This is a genomic window from Cupriavidus metallidurans CH34 (assembly GCF_000196015.1).
Classification (GTDB): domain Bacteria; phylum Pseudomonadota; class Gammaproteobacteria; order Burkholderiales; family Burkholderiaceae; genus Cupriavidus; species Cupriavidus metallidurans.
In genome coordinates, this window is sequence record NC_007974.2 from 2,169,159 (window position 1) to 2,185,377 (window position 16,219).

The window sequence follows — 16,219 nt, forward strand, 5'->3', positions numbered from 1 at the left end:
CCACGGGTTCCGCAATGTCAGTAGATCATGCCCGGTACCTTGGGCAGCACCGCGCCCACGCGCGCGGCGTAGTCGTTCCACTTGCCCTTCAGGTCGCTCAGCACATCCGGGCGCTGCGCTGCGAGGTTGTTCGTCTCGCCGCGATCGGCGCGAATGTCGTAGAGCGTCCATTCGCCGTCTGCCGGGCCGAACGGCGGCTCGATCCATACGGCCTTCCAGTTGTCGCTATAGACATAGGTGCGACCGTACAGCTCCTCGGAGAACGTGGTGCGCGACGGGCCGGTTGTCTTGCCCTGCAGCGTCGGCAGCAACGACAGGCCGGTGATCGGATAGACATTGCGACCGTCGTACACGACCTTGCCCGCATTGCGGTCGATCCCCTTGCTGTCGTAGAGCGGCGCGGCCGGCTTGGTCGGTGCGCTGACACCGGCGAGGTCCAGGAACGTCGGCGCCAGGTCTACCACGTGGGTGAAGGCCGTCACCCTGCTCTGCGGCGGCGCGGATGCCGTGCCGGCCAACTTGACGATGGTCGGCACGGAGTGCCCGCCCTCTGACGGGAACGACTTCCACAGCTTGAATGGCGTGGCGCTGACTTCCGCCCAGCGCTGGCCGTAGTCGATCGTGGCCGTGCCCTTGTAGGCCGGCGTGCCGAGCGTGGGGAACACGGCCGGATCGGCGTTCTTCGTGTCGTAGTCCTGGTCGTACTTGCCGCTGAACTCGTAGTAGCTGGCTTCGGGGCCATTGTCGGACTGAAACACGATGACGGTGTTTTCGTACTCGCCAATGTCCTTGAGGTGCTGCACCAGCCGGCCAACATTGTCGTCCAGGTTCTCCACCATGGCCGCGAAAATTTCCATGTAGCGGGCCTGCGCCTTCTTCTGGTCCGCAGTCAGGCTGTCCCACTTCTTGTTCGCGTTCATCACACGGGTATCCACACCGCCTTGCGCGACGCTGCGCGTGGCGCTGACGTACGACGCCTGAGGCGTGCCCCAGTTCGCCGTGGCCGGCGTGACGGCGAGTGTTTCATCACGACCCGGATTGGGCGTGAAGTCGGCCGGGATCAGGCCGAGCGCTTTCTGCCGGGCCAGCCGTGCGGCGCGTATCGGCTCGTAGCCCGCGTCATAGACGCCCTTGTAGCGATCGATATAGCCTGCCGGCGCCTGCAGCGGCGAGTGTGGCGCCTGGTAGGTCAGGTAGGCGAAGAATGGCTTGCCATCGGTGTTCTTGCCCGTGCTCGAGTCGATGTACTTGATGATCGTCGAGGTATAGAAGTCCGACGAGAAGAAGCTGGTCGTGTTGGGCGTGACGTAGTGATCGTCCTCCACGTAGGCGGTTGCGCCGTTACGGCCGAAGTGATCCCCGCCGCCGCCGAGCAGCGCGTAGCTCTTCTCGAAACCCCACGAGACCGGCGTCTGCCCCGGCGCCGATGTGCCAACCGCCGCGCCCTGGTTCGTTGCGTTGGGCAAGCCACTGCCAAGGTGCCACTTGCCGGCCATGTAGGTGTGATAGCCGCCGTCCTTCAGCAGTTGCGCGATCGAGAGCGCGCGATCGTTCAGGTAGCCCTCGTAGCCGGGAATGGGCTTGCCGTTCTCGTCCACGTAATTGGGGTCGCTGTTCGCCATCGTGCCCTGCCCGACCAGATGATGGTCGGTGCCGGAGATGATCATCGAACGCGTCACCGCGCACACGGCGGCGGTGTGGTGATTGGTCAGGATGCGACCATCGCGCACCAGCGCGTCAATGTTGGGCGTGCGGATCTCGCTGCCGAACGCGCCCAGGTCCGAGTACCCGAGGTCATCGGCCATGATGAACAGGATGTTGGGCTTCTTCGCCACGACCTGCGGTGGGGTGGTGACCGGCGTGCCACTGTCCACGGCCAGCGTGCCGCTCTCGGTGCCATCGCTCCCGCAACCTGCGGCCAGCGCCACCGCGCCCAGGCAAAGGGTGGCCAGCGCGCGTCGCACCGGTTGTGGGAAGGCAGCCGCTTTCGTTCTTTTCATATGCGTCTCTCGCTTCAACGTCGGGGTTGAGAAAGAGAGCCATGCTATGAATCACATCGGCTTCACAGAACGAATGGTTTCGCATATGCATTATCGAAGCGCGCCAGTACCCGGCCGGAAGCGGGCCCAGCGGCAATATCAGCGCGGCTTGATAGCGCTTATGCGTGATCGCGGACCCGGTGTGGCGAAGGGGTGGCCATCGCTGGCAGACACGTCGATTCCGCGCTCGACAGCCATGCTAAGATCTCCCCGATCAGCCTCCACGGCTCGTCTCGCAGGGCAGATCACAGCGCCCCTGAAACGTCCAGACGCACCTACAGCCGGACCATGCGTCGTCCGGCAAGCACACGAGAGACTGGGAAGACCAGCGACGTGATGAAGATTCCTCCGCTCAACCCATTGAAGGTCTTCGAGGTCGTGGCCAGAGCCAAGAACCTCACGACCGCCGCCAACGAACTTCGGGTCAGTCAATCGGCAGTGAGCCGTCAGATCGCGGTGCTGGAGGAATACCTGGGCGTCCAGCTCTTCACCCGCGAACGCATTGGCGTGAAACTGACCGAGGTTGGTGAGGCCTACGCGCGGCGCATCGGCCCGGCGTTCGAGGAAATCTCGGAGGCCACCAAGTTCGTCACCCAGAAGTACTCCGACAACGTCATTCGCCTGCGCACCTACACCACGCTGACAGCGCGATGGCTGATTCCCAGGTTGCCGCATTTCAAGCTGCAGTACCCCGACGTCGAAGTGCTGATTACCAACAGCAACGCGCCGCTCGATTTCGGCACAGAGCAATGCGACCTGGCGATCGTCCTCGGTGATGGCAACTGGCCAAACGCCGAGGCAACGCTGCTGCTCGAGGATGTCATCGAACCCGTCTGCTCGCCCGCGTTCCTGGAAGCCTTCCATGGCAGCACGGAGCAGTTGCTGGAGTCGCTGCAAAGCAAGCGCCTGCTGGTTTCCAAGTACCGCAAGAATGACTGGCCGACGTGGCTCGCGCACGTCGGCATGGGTCACGTGTTCGACAAGGCCGAAAAGATGGTCTTCAGCAGTTCCATCCTCACGTGGCAGGCGGCCACGGACAACCTTGGCATCGCAATCGGCCAGCAGCACATGCTGGACCCCGACCTCAAGGCTGGACGGCTGGTCTGCCCGTTTGCAAGGCCGCTGCGTACCGGGCGGGACCACTATATCGTGACGCCGTCGGTACAGCGTTACTCGGGCAAGATCGCGGCCTTCAAGGAATGGCTGGTGCGTGAGGCCCGGGAAAGCAAGCCCATGACACCAGGCTGATGCTTTATGGCGCCAAGGCCGGCGGATTCGGCCCCTTACCCGCGCCGAATCATGCGATACCCGACCGGGTAATCGTTCCTCTCCAGAAACTCGCCGCGCGCGAGGTATTTCTAGCCGTTCAGCCACAACGCGAAGAAATCGGCCGGGCCAGGCCTCAGCACGTTGGCCAGCATGGTCTTGTCCACCTGCGCCGCTTCGCGGCGTCATGCAAGCCGCACGGAGAACTTCCCGGATGTGGGGCTGGTATGAGTATTTGTTCGGGCTGCTGACAAAAGTCGAAGTTCTCAGGCCTCGGGGCCACAGGCACCATTCCGACGTCACACATCCCGAACAGACGCAGGAACACACATGGATTTCAAACTCAGCGAGGAACATCAGGCTTTCGCGGACTCGGTTGCCCGTTTTGCGCAGGACAAACTCAAGGATGGCGCGCTGGCCCGGGCACATTCGCCCCACTACCCCTGGGACACGGCGGCGCTGCTCGCCGAGCAGGGGCTGCTGGGCATCGCCTTCTCCGAAGAAGATGGCGGCCAGGGCGGCACGCTGATGCACGCGGTGCTGGCGATCGAGCAAATCGCGCTGGTTTGCCCCAGGAGCGCCGACATCGTCCAGGCTGGCAACTTCGGGCCGATTCGGACGTTCGTGGAATACGCATCGCCCGAGCAGAAAGCGCGATACCTGCCGGACCTCCTGGCTGGCCGCAAGGTGGTCTCGCTGGGCATGAGCGAACCCGATGCCGGGTCCGCCGTGACCGAGTTGAAAACCAGCGCGCGCCTCGACGGTGACAGCTACGTCATCAACGGCAGCAAGGTTTTCTCCACGCACAGCCCCGACGCCGAGCTTTTCCTGATCTATGTACGCTTCGGCCCGGGCGTCGGTGGCATCGGCTCCGTGCTGGTCGAGCGCGGCACGCCCGGCTTCCAGGTCGGCGAGCCATCATCGTTCATGAACGGCGAGCAGTGGTCGCAGCTCTACTTCGATGATTGCCGTATCCCGGTGGAAAACGTGCTGCTCGGACCGGGCGGTTTCAAGAAGCAGATCTCGGGGTTCAACGTCGAGCGTCTGGGCAACTCGTCACGCGCGCTGGCGCTGGGGCGCCACGCGTTCAACGTGGCCCGGGAACATGCCATGACCCGCAAGCAGTTCGGCCGCGAGCTCTGCGAATTCCAGGGCATTCAGTGGAAGTTCGCGGATATGGCGATGAAGCTGGAGCAGGCGCAGATGATGCTGTATCGCGCCGCTCTCGAAGGCGAGCACGGACTGCCCAGCGCGCAGAGCACGGCTATGGCCAAGCTGGCCTGCAACATGGCTGGCTGGGAGGTTTCCAATGAAGCGCTGCAGGTGATGGGCGGCATGGGCTTCAGCCAGGAATCTCTCGTGGAGTACTGCGTGCGGCGGACGCGCGGCTGGATGATCGCCGGTGGCTCCATCGAAATCCTGAAGAACCGCGTCGCTGAAGGCGTCTTCGGCAGGACGTTCTCGCAGCGCCCGACCAACGGCTGACAATCGGCTGAAACTCGGCGCTTGGCAAGCGGGGCCGGGATGAATCTCGGCCTCCGTCATCCCCCCTTCCTGCGTGCGCTCTCCGCCACGCACGTGATCCCTGGCTCGCGCAACTGGCGCGCCCACCGGCAGCCGACCACCATTGGTGGTATCATCCACGCTCCCTGCCATACGCCGGCATCGCCCGGCGTCGAGGCTGCGGCCGCTAGACATCACATTCATAGAAGAACACCAGCGGCCTGTCGGGCGTACACCCGATTCATTCTGGGTGACAGACATCGCCCGCAACCTACCTGACCGGCGGCACGTCCGCTCCGCGATTGTCGCACCTGTACTGGCGCCTCAGTCCGCGTAAGCACGGTCTACCTCACGCCAGTTTTCCGCCTGCGCCTACGTGCGAAGCGACACTGATTTATCCAATGGCTTTCGACAGCCGGCAAGCGCGCCGCACATGTGAAGTGGCGGCAGAAGAAGCTTCCGGGCCGAGCGCCACTGAACAGGACCAATTTGAATACGAGCACCACCCCATTTACCGTTTCCGTGTACCCGATCCAGCAAGAGCCGGGCGTATGGTTTGCCAACTACATGATCTCGGAGTACAGGAACGGCGCGGAGCGTGTCGTCGCCAACGTCTCCATGCGGCACGCCACGCATTGCTCGGAAGCCAAGGCCAAGCAGGCCGCCCGACAGGCGGGCAAGAGCGCCGCAGCCCGCATGCAACGTTCCGCGCAACGACGCGCCCCATCGGGTCAAGCGTGACGCAAGGCCCACTTCGGGCACCCTCTCAACGGCGCGACGCCTGCCTGACGCAGGTACCCGTGCTGCCCACCATCCAATCCGCATACAGGAGAGCAAGCAAGACATGCCTAACAACGAAGAATGGGAAGAACTCCACCTGACCCCGGCCGGATGGATTGCCGGCAGTTACCGGCACACGCCGTGGCAGCCGGTTGCCGTGACGCCACCGGATGCTGCCGTATTGACGGTACGCCGCCACGTGACCGCTACCTATGGCGGCCCATCGCGCGCCATCGAGGATCGCACGCCGCAAACGCAGGACATGGCACTGATCGAGTCATTGCTGACGCGTTACGGCAGCCCGGAATTCGGCATCTAAGCCAAGTGCGCCACAGGCGGTGGGACAATCCGCCGCCTGCGAATCACGCACTCAACCTCACACCCGTACTCAGCCTAGCGGACGATGCCGTAGCCCGCCCGTGGGCGCGCCCGCCCCGACGGGCCTGAGTTCGCCGTCCCAAGGCTCGGCGCCCAGATCCAGCGCGGTGTCGCCTTCCTTGGTTTTCTCGTAGAGGTGGTCCCGGACTGCCTGCCCGATCGCCAGGCGGCATAGTGCCTCCGAGTTCGCTGCAATCTCGCCCTGAAGCGATCCCGCTCCGGTCACCACACCGAACGAACGCCTGCCATCACCGACAAAGCTGGTGAATCTGACGCCCGTGGGCTGGGCCGCATCCGCAAAGCTAACGGCCACATGATAGGCAATTCCCTTGCCCTGGCCGGGTAACGTGCACAGAAAACTGGATGGCGCGGCGGTGTTCGTCATGCCTGAGATGTCCTCATGAGCTACGTTATCGTTCGTCTGAATACGGCGGGAAGCTAGGACTATACCCGGGTCAGTTGACAATGCCAGTGACAGTGAGGCAGTTACAGGGAAACAACGGACTGACCGGTCACTTCTCCGTTGATGATTTCCTCGGCATAGCGCAGCACGGCGCGCCGGGCGGCGCCCACGTTGTCCCAGGGCGTTGTGTCCAGGTGAAACGTGCGGGCCTGCGTGCTATCGGGATGCGCGCCCTCGCGGCAGATCACCACCGCAGCGTTGAAGGACCGATCCGGCCTGGGCTCCCCCCAGGCACGCGCCCCGTCGGTATGTCTGTAGACTAGAGGGTAAATGTCATACCCTTTGTAAGTGGCAGTCGGGTAAGCATCCATAGCGTACTCCTAAGCTTTTGCGGTATTCATTGCTCACTCTACTCTTCTTGCGAGGCCAGGCGTGACCTAATTTCACCCTGCGAACATCTGCCAAGCCCGAAAACAAGGGAGTTCGGCATTTCGAAGCTGCTGACTTGACTTGCACCGGCCAGGTCCGATCGAGTCGCCCCAGGGCTCCGTCCATAAGTCTTCGCGAAGAGCGGCCCCTAACAATCCGGACAAGTATCTGCCCGATTCTTCGTGTAGAAGAAATTTGTCCCGCGACACCCAATACTCAACCCCCGAGGAGTGACCATGCACCGAAATCAACCTCCGCCGCGGAGGGTGCTGTCCACTCTCATCCGGCTGATTGCCGCCGTGCCGCTACCGATTGCGCACGCTACAGGCCGCGTTCTGGGGCGGCTCGTCTATGCCCTCCCGGGGCGATACCGACAGCACGTGCAGCAGAATGCCGCCCAGGCTGGCTTTTCCGATCCGGCATTTGCCCGGCAGGCCGCAGGCGAGACCGGCGCCATGATGATCGAACTGGCACGCGTGTGGTATCGCGGCCCGGCGTGTCGCGATCAGGTGATTTGCGATGACTGGACGGTGATCGAGCAGACCCTGGCGGAAGGTCGCGGACTCATCATGCTGACACCGCACCTTGGATGCTTCGAACTGGCAGCCCGCTATGCCGCGGAGCGCATCGCGCTGACAGTCATGTTCCGACCACACCGCAAGCCGATATTGCGGGACTTGCTTGAATCGGTACGTGCCACCTCGAGTCTGAAGACAGTTCCCGCGACTTCCCAAGGCGTGCGCGCGTTCGTCCGCGCGCTGCGCCAGGGTGAAGCGATCGGGCTATTGCCCGATCAGGCGCCCAAGGGTGAAGGCGTGTGGGTACCGTTCTTTGGCCGCAAGGCCTATACGATAACGCTGCCAGGAAAGCTCGCAGCGCAAACGGGGGCGCCGCTGATCGTTGCCGCGGGCGAACGCCTGCCCGGTGGGCGTGGCTGGCGCATGCACGTGAAGCGCCTGTCAGGACCATTGCCGCCGACCGCCGAGGCGCAGGCAGCATGGATCAACGCCGAACTGGAAGAGATGATCCGGCGCTTTCCGCTGCAGTACCTGTGGGGATACAACCGCTTCAAGGTCCCGTCCGGCGCTCCGGCTCCCGATTCAGCCGTTGTCCCAGAACACGACGCCTCCGTTATCCAGGGTCCGCCAGCACCTCTCGCCCCTTGATGTACCCGAAGGGCGTCCGCGCACGGCCAGCCACAGCGGTAGCGCGCCCCCGAGACAAGACTCAAGCCATCACGGCAGGAATCGCGGCGCCCGCTTCTCCATATTGGCGCGTACCGCCTCCGTCTGGTTGGGCGCGCCGATCAGCGCGTCCTGCTCGACAGACTCGGCCTGGAGAATCGCCAGCGCGTCGCCATCCTCGGTGACCCGCATCAGGCGTTTGCCCGCACGAATCGCGTCCGGGCTCTTCATGGCGATCTCGCGTGCGACGGCCATTGCCGCGACCCTTGGATCTTCACACACGCGCGTGGCCAGCCCCAGTTCCACCGCCTCGGTGCCGCTGATGATGCGTCCCGTGTAGATCAGTTCGTTCAGCACATCTGGCCGTACGAGCCCGCGCGTCAGCAACATGCCGCCCATATCCGGCACCAGACCCCACTTGATCTCCATGATCGAAAGCTTGGCATCGGCCGTCACGTAGCGCAGGTCCGCGCCCAGCGCCACCTGGAGCCCACCGCCAAAGGCAGCGCCATGCACCGCGGCGATCACTGGCACGGGCAGTTCGCGCCAGACCATGCAGGCGTATTGCGGGTGATTCGACATGCCATGCGTGCGCGGCGTCAGCCGGCCACGCTTGAGCGAGGGGTCGGTCCCTTCGCTCAGACTGGCCATGCGGCCCATGTCCAGACCCGCGCAGAACGCCTTGCCTTCACCGGAAAGCACGACAGCACGCAGACCTGGCATCTCGGCCAGTTGCCGGCCCGTGTCGACCAATGCGTCGAACATCGCCTGATCCAGCGCGTTCATCTTGTCGGGGCGATTCAGGCGGACTTCGGCCACGCCTTCCTCGATGGTTACAACGATACGTTGGGAGTTGTCAGCAGTCATTCCAAGGGCTTCTCTTTGATACAGCATGTTGCAGCGGTCACATCCCGGATTTCGGTAACTGGCTTCCAGGGCGCGCCGAACATGGCACCGCAGACCAAAAAAATCCCGTCGGACACGCTCCACGCGTGCACTCCGACGGGGCTTTGGAAAACGTGTGCCGCGCGGTCAGAGCCTTTCGACGATCGTGACGTTGGCCATGCCGCCGCCCTCGCACATGGTCTGCAGGCCGTAGCGCTTGCCGCGCTGATGCAGTGCATGGATCAACGTCGTCATCAGCTTGGTGCCCGAGCCGCCCAGCGGATGGCCCAGTGCGATCGCGCCGCCGTTGACGTTCAGGCGATCCGCGTCGGCGCCCAGCGCCTGCAGCCAGGCCAGGGGGACCGGCGCGAACGCTTCGTTGACCTCGTAGAGATCGATATCGTCGATCCGCATGCCGGCCCGCTTCAGCGCGCGCTCGGTAGCAGGCAGCGGGGCCTCCAGCATGACCACCGGGTCATGTCCGAGCACGCTCATATGGTGGATGCGTGCCAGCGGCTTGACGCCCAGCATCTTCAACCCGCGTTCGTTGACGACCATGACGCCGCTCGCGCCGTCGCAGATCTGGCTGGCGGTGGCCGCCGTGACGCTACCGCCTTCGGCGATCAGCTTTACCGAGGCGATGCCCTCCAGCGTCGCGTCGAAACGAATACCTTCGTCGATGGTGTGGAACTCGCCGAGATCGCTGCCGTCATTCATGCGCGCGGCCAGCGGCAGGATCTCCTGCTCGAAGCGCCCCGCCTTCGTGGCCGCGGCGGCGAGCTGGTGGCTGCGCAGCGCATAGGCGTCGAGCGCGGTCTTATCGAGCTTGTACTTCTTCGCGATCATCTCCGCGCCGGTGAACTGGCTGAACTCCACGCCCGGATAGCGCGCCTGCATTTGCGGGCTGACGTAGTGGCCCAGGCCGTTCTTTCGCGGCAGCGTGCTCGGGGTGCCCATCGGCACGCGGGACATGCTTTCCACGCCGGCGGCGATCACCACGTCCATGGTGCCCGACATCACGGCCTGCGCCGCGAAATGCAGCGCCTGTTGCGAAGATCCGCACTGGCGGTCGACCGAGGTAGCCGGCACCGATTCCGGCAGCTTCGAAGCCAAGACCGCGCCACGCGCGATGTTCGAAGACTGCTCGCCCGCCTGGCCGACGCAGCCCATGATGACGTCCTCCACCATGCTCGGGTCGGCCCCGCTGCGCTCGACAAGCGCGTCGAGCACCTGCCCCGCGAGGTCCGCGGGATGCCAGCCGGACAGGCGGCCATTGCGACGGCCGCCGGCGGTGCGGACGGCGGAAACGATATAGGCTTCGGACATGGTGTCTCCAGTGATGAGATGACGGGCTGGCGCCCGATCTTCCGTCGGGGCGCCACCCTGAAAGCGGGAATGCCGGTTAGCGCGCCGCCATGCGAATCGCGCCGTCCAGACGCACGGATTCACCGTTGAAGTAGCGGTTGACGATCATGGTCTCGGCCAGTTGCGCGTATTCGTCCGGATCGCCGAGCCGCTTCGGAAACGGCACCGACGCGGCCAGCGCGGACTTCACGTTGTCGGGCAGGCCCTGCATCAGCGGCGTGTTGAACAGGCCAGGCATGATCGTGTTCACGCGGATGCCTTCGCTCATCAGATCGCGTGCGATCGGCAGCGTCATGCCAGTGATCGCCGCCTTTGACGCACTGTAGGCCGCCTGGCCCATCTGCCCGTCCTCCGCCGCCACCGACGCGGTATTGATGATGGTGCCGCGTTCGCCGTCATCGAGCGGGTCCAGCGTCAGCATTCCGGCAGCGGATTTGGCGATACAGCTGAAGGTGCCCACCAGGTTGATCTGAATTATCCGGTTGAAGTTGGCCACGGGGAAGTGGCGGATTTCTCCCGTCGATTTGTCCCGGCCCGCCGTCTTGGCGGAGAAACCGGTGCCGGCACAGTTCACGAGCACGCGCTCCTGCCCATGTGCCGCGCGCGCCTTGGCAAATGCGGCGTCGACCTGCTCCTCGTTGGTCACGTCAACCTTGCAGAACACGCCACCAAGCTCGCGCGCCAGCGCTTCCCCCAGCTCCGCATTCAGATCGAACAGCGCCACCTTGACGCCGGCGCCGGCCAGGCGTCGCGCGGTGGCGGCACCCAGGCCGGAAGCGCCACCGGTGATGACCGCGGCAATGCTGGAATCGAGTTTCATTGCATATCCTTGCGTGAATGGAAGACTGCCGTCGCATCTGGCCAGGCGGCGACACATGCCGCCGGCATCGGCAATGCGGGGTTCAGATGAAATACTTGCGCGTCGCTTCGATGCGGTTCTGACAATCGCTGACCATGCGCGAGATCAGTTCCGCGCAGGTCGGAATATCGTCGATCAGGCCGATGCACTGGCCGGCGCTGACCACGCCGTTGTCGACCTCGCCCGATTGCAGCGCCGCGCGGCCACGGGTACCGGTCACCAACGGACGGATATCGTCGAACACGCAACCGCCGGGGCGCCGTTCCATGGACACCACTTCCTCGGCGATGGCGTTGCGGAAGACGCGCGCCGTGTTCTTCAGCGTGCGGAAAATCAGTGCGGTGTCACGCTCGGAACCATTGACCAGCGCCTGCTTGATGTTGTCGTGAATCGGCGCCTCCTTCGTCACGCAGAAGCGCGTGCCCATGTTCACGCCTTCGGCGCCCAGCGCCAGCGCGGCGGCCATGCCACGTCCGTCCGCGATGCCGCCGGATGCGATCACCGGAATCTCCAGCGCCCGGGCGGCGGCGGGGATCAGCACCAGCCCGCCCACGTCATCTTCGCCGGGATGGCCGGCGCATTCGAGGCCGTCGATCGAAACGATGTCCACGCCATTGCGTTCGGCGGAGAGCGCATGTCGCACGGTAGTGCACTTGTGCACGATGGTCACGCCCGCCGCCTTGAAGCGGGCGATGAAGTCCTTCGGGCTGTTGCCTGCGGTCTCCACGATGCGCACGCCGCCATCGATGATTGCGTCCACGTACTCGGCATACGGCGGCGGATTGATCGACGGCAGGATGGTCAGGTTCACGCCGAAAGGACGATCGGTCATCTCGCGTGTGCGGGCGATTTCGTTGCGCAGGGCATCCGGCGTGGGTTGCGTCAGCGCGGTCAGGATGCCGAGGCCACCTGCATTGGACACGGCCGATGCCAGTTCGGCCAGACCCACCCACTGCATGCCGCCCTGGATGATCGGATAGTCGATGCCAAGCAAACGCGTGACGCGGGTTCGCATGGGATTGCTCACGATAGTGACTCCTTGAATCAAGTTAGGACTGGTGTTGCCCCCACCAGTCTGCAAAAACGTGTTGCTCAGCCTGCGCTCGCCGGCTGCAGCGCGCCCCAATGCGCTAGCGCGGCATCGAGGGAAACTCTTCGTTCGGATTGCGGCGCGGCCGCAGGGGTGCGCGAGAAACGCGGCGCCGCGGCAGGCTGAACCACGCCCTGCAAGGTGACGAAGGCCTCGCGTTCGCGGTTGTGCGGGTGCTCAGGCGCCTCGTCCCAATCCAGCACCGGGGCGAAGCACGCATCGGAACCCTCCAGGAGCGCGCACCACTCGGCGCGCGTCCGGGTACGGAAGATGTCCGCCAGCCGCAGCTTGAGCAGCGGCCAGCGCGCGGTTTCCATCTGGCCGTCGAACAGAGGGTCTTCGATGCCGCAACGCTCGCGCAGCGCCGCGTAGAACTGCGGCTCGATCGCACCAACCGCAACATACTTGCCATCGGCGCAGGCATACGTGTCGTAGAACGGCGCGCCGCCGTCGAGCAGATTCTCGCCGCGCTGGTTGTTCCAGCGGCCGCCGGCCTTCATGCCGTACTGCATGGCGGAAAGCAGCGCCGATCCATCCGTCATCGCGGCATCGATGACCTGACCGCGTCCGGACTGGCGCGCCTCGTACAGTGCAGCCATCAGGCCGAACGCGAGCATCATGCCGCCACCTCCGAAATCGCCAACCAGGTTCAATGGCGGCACCGGCGCTTCGCCGGCCCGGCCAATCGCGTGCAGCGCGCCGCTGATGGCGATGTAGTTGATATCGTGGCCGGCGGCCTGCGCCAGGGGACCGTACTGGCCCCAGCCGGTCATGCGCCCGTAGACAAGCCGAGGATTGCGCGCGAGGCAGACATCCGGCCCCAGCCCGAGCCGTTCCATGACGCCGGGCCGGAAGCCTTCCACCACAACATCCGCGCGGGCGATCAGTTCCAGCGCGGCATCTCTTCCGGAAGCCTCACGCAGGTCCAGCGGTATCGTGCGCCGGCCGCGTGCCAGCACATCCGCAGGATTCACCTTTGCCTCGACGCCCGGCGCCGTGGGGCGCGTGATCCGGAGCACATCGGCACCGTGATCCGCCAGCAACATGCAGCAGAACGGCGCGGGCCCCAACCCGGCGAACTCGACAACATTCAAACCTTCCAGCGAACCTGCCATACCAGCCCCTATCGCGCCAGCGGCGCTCACATCACGGTCAACGCCGTTATGGTGCGTCAAACAAGGGGGCAACGAATCGTCGGAAGCGACGAAATCCATGCGCGAGCGTTGCCTGGCGGAACGCTCCTGAGCGTTCCGCCGCGGATTCAGGCAATCACACCCAGGCGGCGCGCGATGGCAACGGCCTGCGTGCGGCTGTGGGCACAGATCTTGTTGTTGATGTTGCGCAGATGCGTGCGCACGGTGCTGTCGGAGACGAACAGTTTCTCCGCGATGGCGCTGTTGGAATAGCCCTCGGCAAGCAGCTGCAGCACGCGGATTTCCTTTGGCGTCAGCGGATCCAGCAGTTGCGGCCGGTCTCCCGCGATTGGCTCCGGAGACTCCTCGAGCGGCCCACATGCCTGCACCAGCCGCATCACGAATTCGGCCAGAACGGGATCGCGCTGGGCGCCGCCGCTCGACTCCAGCGTCCGCGAGAACTGCGCCAGCAGCGGCCCGATGCGATTGCCGCCTTCGTCGAGCAGCAATCGCGCGAAGCCTTCCGCGCAGGCAGCCTTCAGCACAGGCGCCAATATCGCCTGCGCCGCTGCAGGTTCGCCGGCGCGTTGATACGCCAGCGCGCACAGCAACCGCAGCTTCATGGCCCGTCGATGACGCCCATCGTGGTCGGCAAACTCGGCGGCTGCCCGCAGGCGGGCCACCGCGGCCTGTGCGTCGCCGGCCAGCGCCTCCCAGCGCAGTTGCGCGAGTTCCAGGTAATCCAGATCGTTGGCGATCAGGTGCAGACGGCCCACACGTTCCCACAGGGCCGGGTCGTCGGCACGCGCCAGTTCGTCCTTCGCGGCCCTGGTATGCCCCTGCATCAGCAGGATGCGGGCACGTTCGAGCTTGGCGCCGGCCGCCACGCGCGCCTGGCGTCTGACGTGGCCCAGATACTCGAGCTGCGTCAGCGTCTCGAACGCCTCGTCCACATCGCCTCTGGCAAAGGCAATGCGCGACAGCATGACGTGCCCGAGCGTGACGTGATCGCCCAGCAGCACATCGCGCGCGAGTGGCACATAGACCCGCAGCAGATGCGCGGCCTGGGCCAGATCGTTCGCCTCATAGACCGTGGCCGCATACATCACGCCGGCCCAGGCATTGCCGCCCGTGTAGCCGTAGTGTTGCGTGCTACCGCTACCAACAGCGATCCGCAGACGCGCCGTGGCCTCGCGCAGGCGCCCGCCTTGCAGGTCAAAGATGGCCTCGACGGTTTCGGAGTACATCATGTTGAAGGCGCTGCTGTCGGCGCCCTGCGTGCGGCGTGCGGTTTCCAGCAGACGGCGCGATTCGACATGCTGCCCCGACACCGCGAACACGTTCGCCATCGCATTGGCAAGCACCATGTCCGCGAAGGCCACGCCGGTGGGCCAGTGCGTCAGGCATTCGCGCCCGACTTCCAGCGCGCGCTCGAGCTGGTCCATCATCGACAGCAGCGTCGGGCGCAGCGCGAGTACATGCGGACGCACCGCCGGATCGTCGGAGTCCCGCAGCCCGCTGCGTTCCAGCAGGTCCATCGCCTCCAGGGGGCCGCGCGTGAACGTCAGGGCCCAGATCCGGATGGCCTGCAGCGGCAGGTGATCGCGCAGGACGTCCTCGGGCAGTGCGTCGAACCAGCGTGTGAGCAGCCGCATACGCCCCTGCCCGAGCAGCGCCGGCGCGTGTGCGATCAGCAGCGTCACGGCATACGCGTAATCTCCGCCTTCGATCGCATGGTCGATGGCGGGCACGGGACGATCCTGTGACTGGAACCATCCGGCGGCGGCATGGTGCAGGCGCGGCACCTCGGCAGGCGCTTCGCGCTGCAATTGCGCCTTCAGGAATTCGGCGATCAGGCTGTGGTAACGCCACGCCCGGTCTTCACTCTCGATCGGCGCGATCAGGCTGGAAGACTCGAGCTGCCGCAGGATCGCCTCGCAATCCACATCGGGCAGCAACACGTGACACAGCTGCGGGTTCAGATAGCGCAGGATGCTGGTGCGCAGCAGGAACTGGCGTACCGGCTCGGGCTGCCGGGCCACCACGTCTTCGGCCAGATAGTCGGCCACCGACCGGCTGGTGCCCGAGAAACGGTCGATGAACTCAGTATGCGCTTCGCTGCGCTCCAGCGAAGCCGATGCGAGCGACAACGCGGCCGCCCAGCCCTCCGTCTTGCGATACAGGCGCTGCAGATCATCTGCCGCAAGCGGCATCGGCCGCACGGTGCGGAAGAACTGCTCGGTTTCCTCGATCGAGAAACGCAGGGCCGTGGCATCGATTTCCAGCAACTGGCCGCGGGCGCGCAGGCGGCCCAGCCTCACATCGGGCGTGCTGCGCGAGCCGATGATGAGCTGCCCGTTATGCGGCAGATGGTCGATGATCTCGCGCACCCAGGCGATGACCCCGGGCTCCTGAAGCACTTCGAAATCGTCGAGGAAGAATGCGAACGGCTCCGGGTAGCCTGCCAGGCAGTCCATGCTCTGCAGCGCGGCTTCGCCGGTGGTGCGTGGCGCGGGTCGGCCGATATCCGCGATGGCGTCGTCCCCGACGATGGCCGCCAGCGCCGCCTCGAAGCCGGATAGAAAGCGTACCGGGTCGTTGTCGGCGTTATCGAGCGTGAGCCATGCGGTTGCCACCGAGGCCGCCTCCAGCCGCGCGCGGTACTGCAGCATGGCGGTCGTCTTGCCGAACCCCGCAGGCGCCCGGACGATCACGAGCCTGGCCGACGACGCGGCGCGCAGCATGTCGCCAACGCCTTGCCGGATCACCTGGGATGCGGGGGCAACTGGCGGCCTGAGCTTCATGCTCGGCACATGCCGTGTCATGCTCGGCGGCGAAGTCATTTGCTGGAAGATTGGGCTGGACGCGAACTGGGCAGTTTAGCAAAGCGTCCCTCCTATGTCGC

14 protein-coding genes are annotated in these 16,219 nt (G+C 64.9%); 5 read left to right on the top strand and 9 right to left on the bottom strand.

The window, feature by feature from the left end:
• Window positions 1-17 precede the first annotated feature (17 nt).
• Window positions 18-2,000 (bottom strand): arylsulfatase, encoded by a 1,983-nt coding sequence (locus RMET_RS27735; protein ID WP_011519830.1) that lies wholly within the window; start codon window positions 1,998-2,000, stop codon window positions 18-20.
• A 375-nt stretch (window positions 2,001-2,375) separates the two neighbouring features.
• Here RMET_RS27735 and RMET_RS27740 point away from each other — a divergent pair, with 375 nt between their 5' ends.
• The 4 genes from RMET_RS27740 to RMET_RS27755 all read left to right on the top strand — a co-directional run bounded on the left by RMET_RS27740 (window position 2,376) and on the right by RMET_RS27755 (window position 5,907).
• Complete coding sequence (locus tag RMET_RS27740) at window positions 2,376-3,287, top strand: LysR substrate-binding domain-containing protein (protein ID WP_029306975.1); 912 nt, start codon at window positions 2,376-2,378, stop codon at window positions 3,285-3,287.
• Window positions 3,288-3,635: 348 nt separating this feature from the next.
• Window positions 3,636-4,790: an acyl-CoA dehydrogenase family protein gene (locus RMET_RS27745; RefSeq protein ID WP_011519833.1), complete on the top strand. Its 1,155-nt coding sequence runs from the start codon at window positions 3,636-3,638 to the stop codon at window positions 4,788-4,790.
• A 507-nt stretch (window positions 4,791-5,297) separates the two neighbouring features.
• The gene (locus RMET_RS27750; protein ID WP_011519834.1) at window positions 5,298-5,549 is read left to right on the top strand and encodes a hypothetical protein; all 252 of its coding nucleotides are present in this window, start codon (window positions 5,298-5,300) and stop codon (window positions 5,547-5,549) included.
• A gap of 103 nt (window positions 5,550-5,652) precedes the next feature.
• The gene (locus RMET_RS27755; RefSeq protein ID WP_008641308.1) at window positions 5,653-5,907 is read left to right on the top strand and encodes a hypothetical protein; all 255 of its coding nucleotides are present in this window, start codon (window positions 5,653-5,655) and stop codon (window positions 5,905-5,907) included.
• 69 nt (window positions 5,908-5,976) lie between these two features.
• Here RMET_RS27755 and RMET_RS27760 read toward each other — a convergent pair whose 3' ends face one another.
• Complete coding sequence (locus RMET_RS27760) at window positions 5,977-6,351, bottom strand: hypothetical protein (RefSeq protein WP_011519835.1); 375 nt, start codon at window positions 6,349-6,351, stop codon at window positions 5,977-5,979.
• 101 nt (window positions 6,352-6,452) lie between these two features.
• A complete protein-coding gene (locus RMET_RS27765; RefSeq protein ID WP_011519836.1) occupies window positions 6,453-6,740 on the bottom strand; it encodes a hypothetical protein in 288 nt (95 codons plus the stop codon).
• A gap of 324 nt (window positions 6,741-7,064) precedes the next feature.
• Between RMET_RS27765 and RMET_RS27770 the strand changes: the two genes are divergently transcribed.
• The gene (locus RMET_RS27770) at window positions 7,065-7,964 is read left to right on the top strand and encodes a lysophospholipid acyltransferase family protein (RefSeq protein ID WP_035820417.1); all 900 of its coding nucleotides are present in this window, start codon (window positions 7,065-7,067) and stop codon (window positions 7,962-7,964) included.
• 69 nt (window positions 7,965-8,033) lie between these two features.
• On the opposite strand, the gene RMET_RS27775 is transcribed toward RMET_RS27770, so the two are convergent.
• From RMET_RS27775 to RMET_RS27800, 6 genes are all read right to left on the bottom strand, one after another.
• A complete protein-coding gene (locus RMET_RS27775; RefSeq protein ID WP_029309719.1) occupies window positions 8,034-8,849 on the bottom strand; it encodes a crotonase/enoyl-CoA hydratase family protein in 816 nt (271 codons plus the stop codon).
• Window positions 8,850-9,014: 165 nt separating this feature from the next.
• Window positions 9,015-10,193, bottom strand: a complete 1,179-nt coding sequence (locus RMET_RS27780) for an acetyl-CoA C-acetyltransferase (RefSeq protein ID WP_011519839.1) — start codon at window positions 10,191-10,193, stop codon at window positions 9,015-9,017.
• Window positions 10,194-10,269: 76 nt separating this feature from the next.
• A complete protein-coding gene (locus RMET_RS27785) occupies window positions 10,270-11,052 on the bottom strand; it encodes an SDR family NAD(P)-dependent oxidoreductase (RefSeq protein WP_008641302.1) in 783 nt (260 codons plus the stop codon).
• An 82-nt stretch (window positions 11,053-11,134) separates the two neighbouring features.
• A complete protein-coding gene (locus RMET_RS27790) occupies window positions 11,135-12,106 on the bottom strand; it encodes an NAD(P)H-dependent flavin oxidoreductase (RefSeq protein ID WP_011519840.1) in 972 nt (323 codons plus the stop codon).
• A gap of 77 nt (window positions 12,107-12,183) precedes the next feature.
• Window positions 12,184-13,296, bottom strand: a complete 1,113-nt coding sequence (locus tag RMET_RS27795) for a CaiB/BaiF CoA transferase family protein (RefSeq protein WP_011519841.1) — start codon at window positions 13,294-13,296, stop codon at window positions 12,184-12,186.
• Between the two features lie 146 nt (window positions 13,297-13,442).
• Window positions 13,443-16,118: a LuxR C-terminal-related transcriptional regulator gene (locus RMET_RS27800; protein ID WP_196776425.1), complete on the bottom strand. Its 2,676-nt coding sequence runs from the start codon at window positions 16,116-16,118 to the stop codon at window positions 13,443-13,445.
• Window positions 16,119-16,219 lie beyond the last annotated feature (101 nt).

Bases quoted from the DNA above. Each gene is read 5' to 3' on its own strand.
- RMET_RS27735 (WP_011519830.1), bottom strand. From the start codon at position 2,000: ATGAAAAGAACGAAAGCGGCTGCCTTCCCACAACCGGTGCGACGCGCG.
- RMET_RS27740 (WP_029306975.1), top strand. From the start codon at position 2,376: ATGAAGATTCCTCCGCTCAACCCATTGAAGGTCTTCGAGGTCGTGGCC.
- RMET_RS27745 (WP_011519833.1), top strand. From the start codon at position 3,636: ATGGATTTCAAACTCAGCGAGGAACATCAGGCTTTCGCGGACTCGGTT.
- RMET_RS27755 (WP_008641308.1), top strand. From the start codon at position 5,653: ATGCCTAACAACGAAGAATGGGAAGAACTCCACCTGACCCCGGCCGGA.
- RMET_RS27760 (WP_011519835.1), bottom strand. From the start codon at position 6,351: ATGACGAACACCGCCGCGCCATCCAGTTTTCTGTGCACGTTACCCGGC.
- RMET_RS27765 (WP_011519836.1), bottom strand. From the start codon at position 6,740: ATGGATGCTTACCCGACTGCCACTTACAAAGGGTATGACATTTACCCT.
- RMET_RS27775 (WP_029309719.1), bottom strand. From the start codon at position 8,849: ATGACTGCTGACAACTCCCAACGTATCGTTGTAACCATCGAGGAAGGC.
- RMET_RS27780 (WP_011519839.1), bottom strand. From the start codon at position 10,193: ATGTCCGAAGCCTATATCGTTTCCGCCGTCCGCACCGCCGGCGGCCGT.
- RMET_RS27785 (WP_008641302.1), bottom strand. From the start codon at position 11,052: ATGAAACTCGATTCCAGCATTGCCGCGGTCATCACCGGTGGCGCTTCC.
- RMET_RS27790 (WP_011519840.1), bottom strand. From the start codon at position 12,106: ATGCGAACCCGCGTCACGCGTTTGCTTGGCATCGACTATCCGATCATC.
- RMET_RS27795 (WP_011519841.1), bottom strand. From the start codon at position 13,296: ATGGCAGGTTCGCTGGAAGGTTTGAATGTTGTCGAGTTCGCCGGGTTG.
- RMET_RS27800 (WP_196776425.1), bottom strand. From the start codon at position 16,118: ATGAAGCTCAGGCCGCCAGTTGCCCCCGCATCCCAGGTGATCCGGCAA.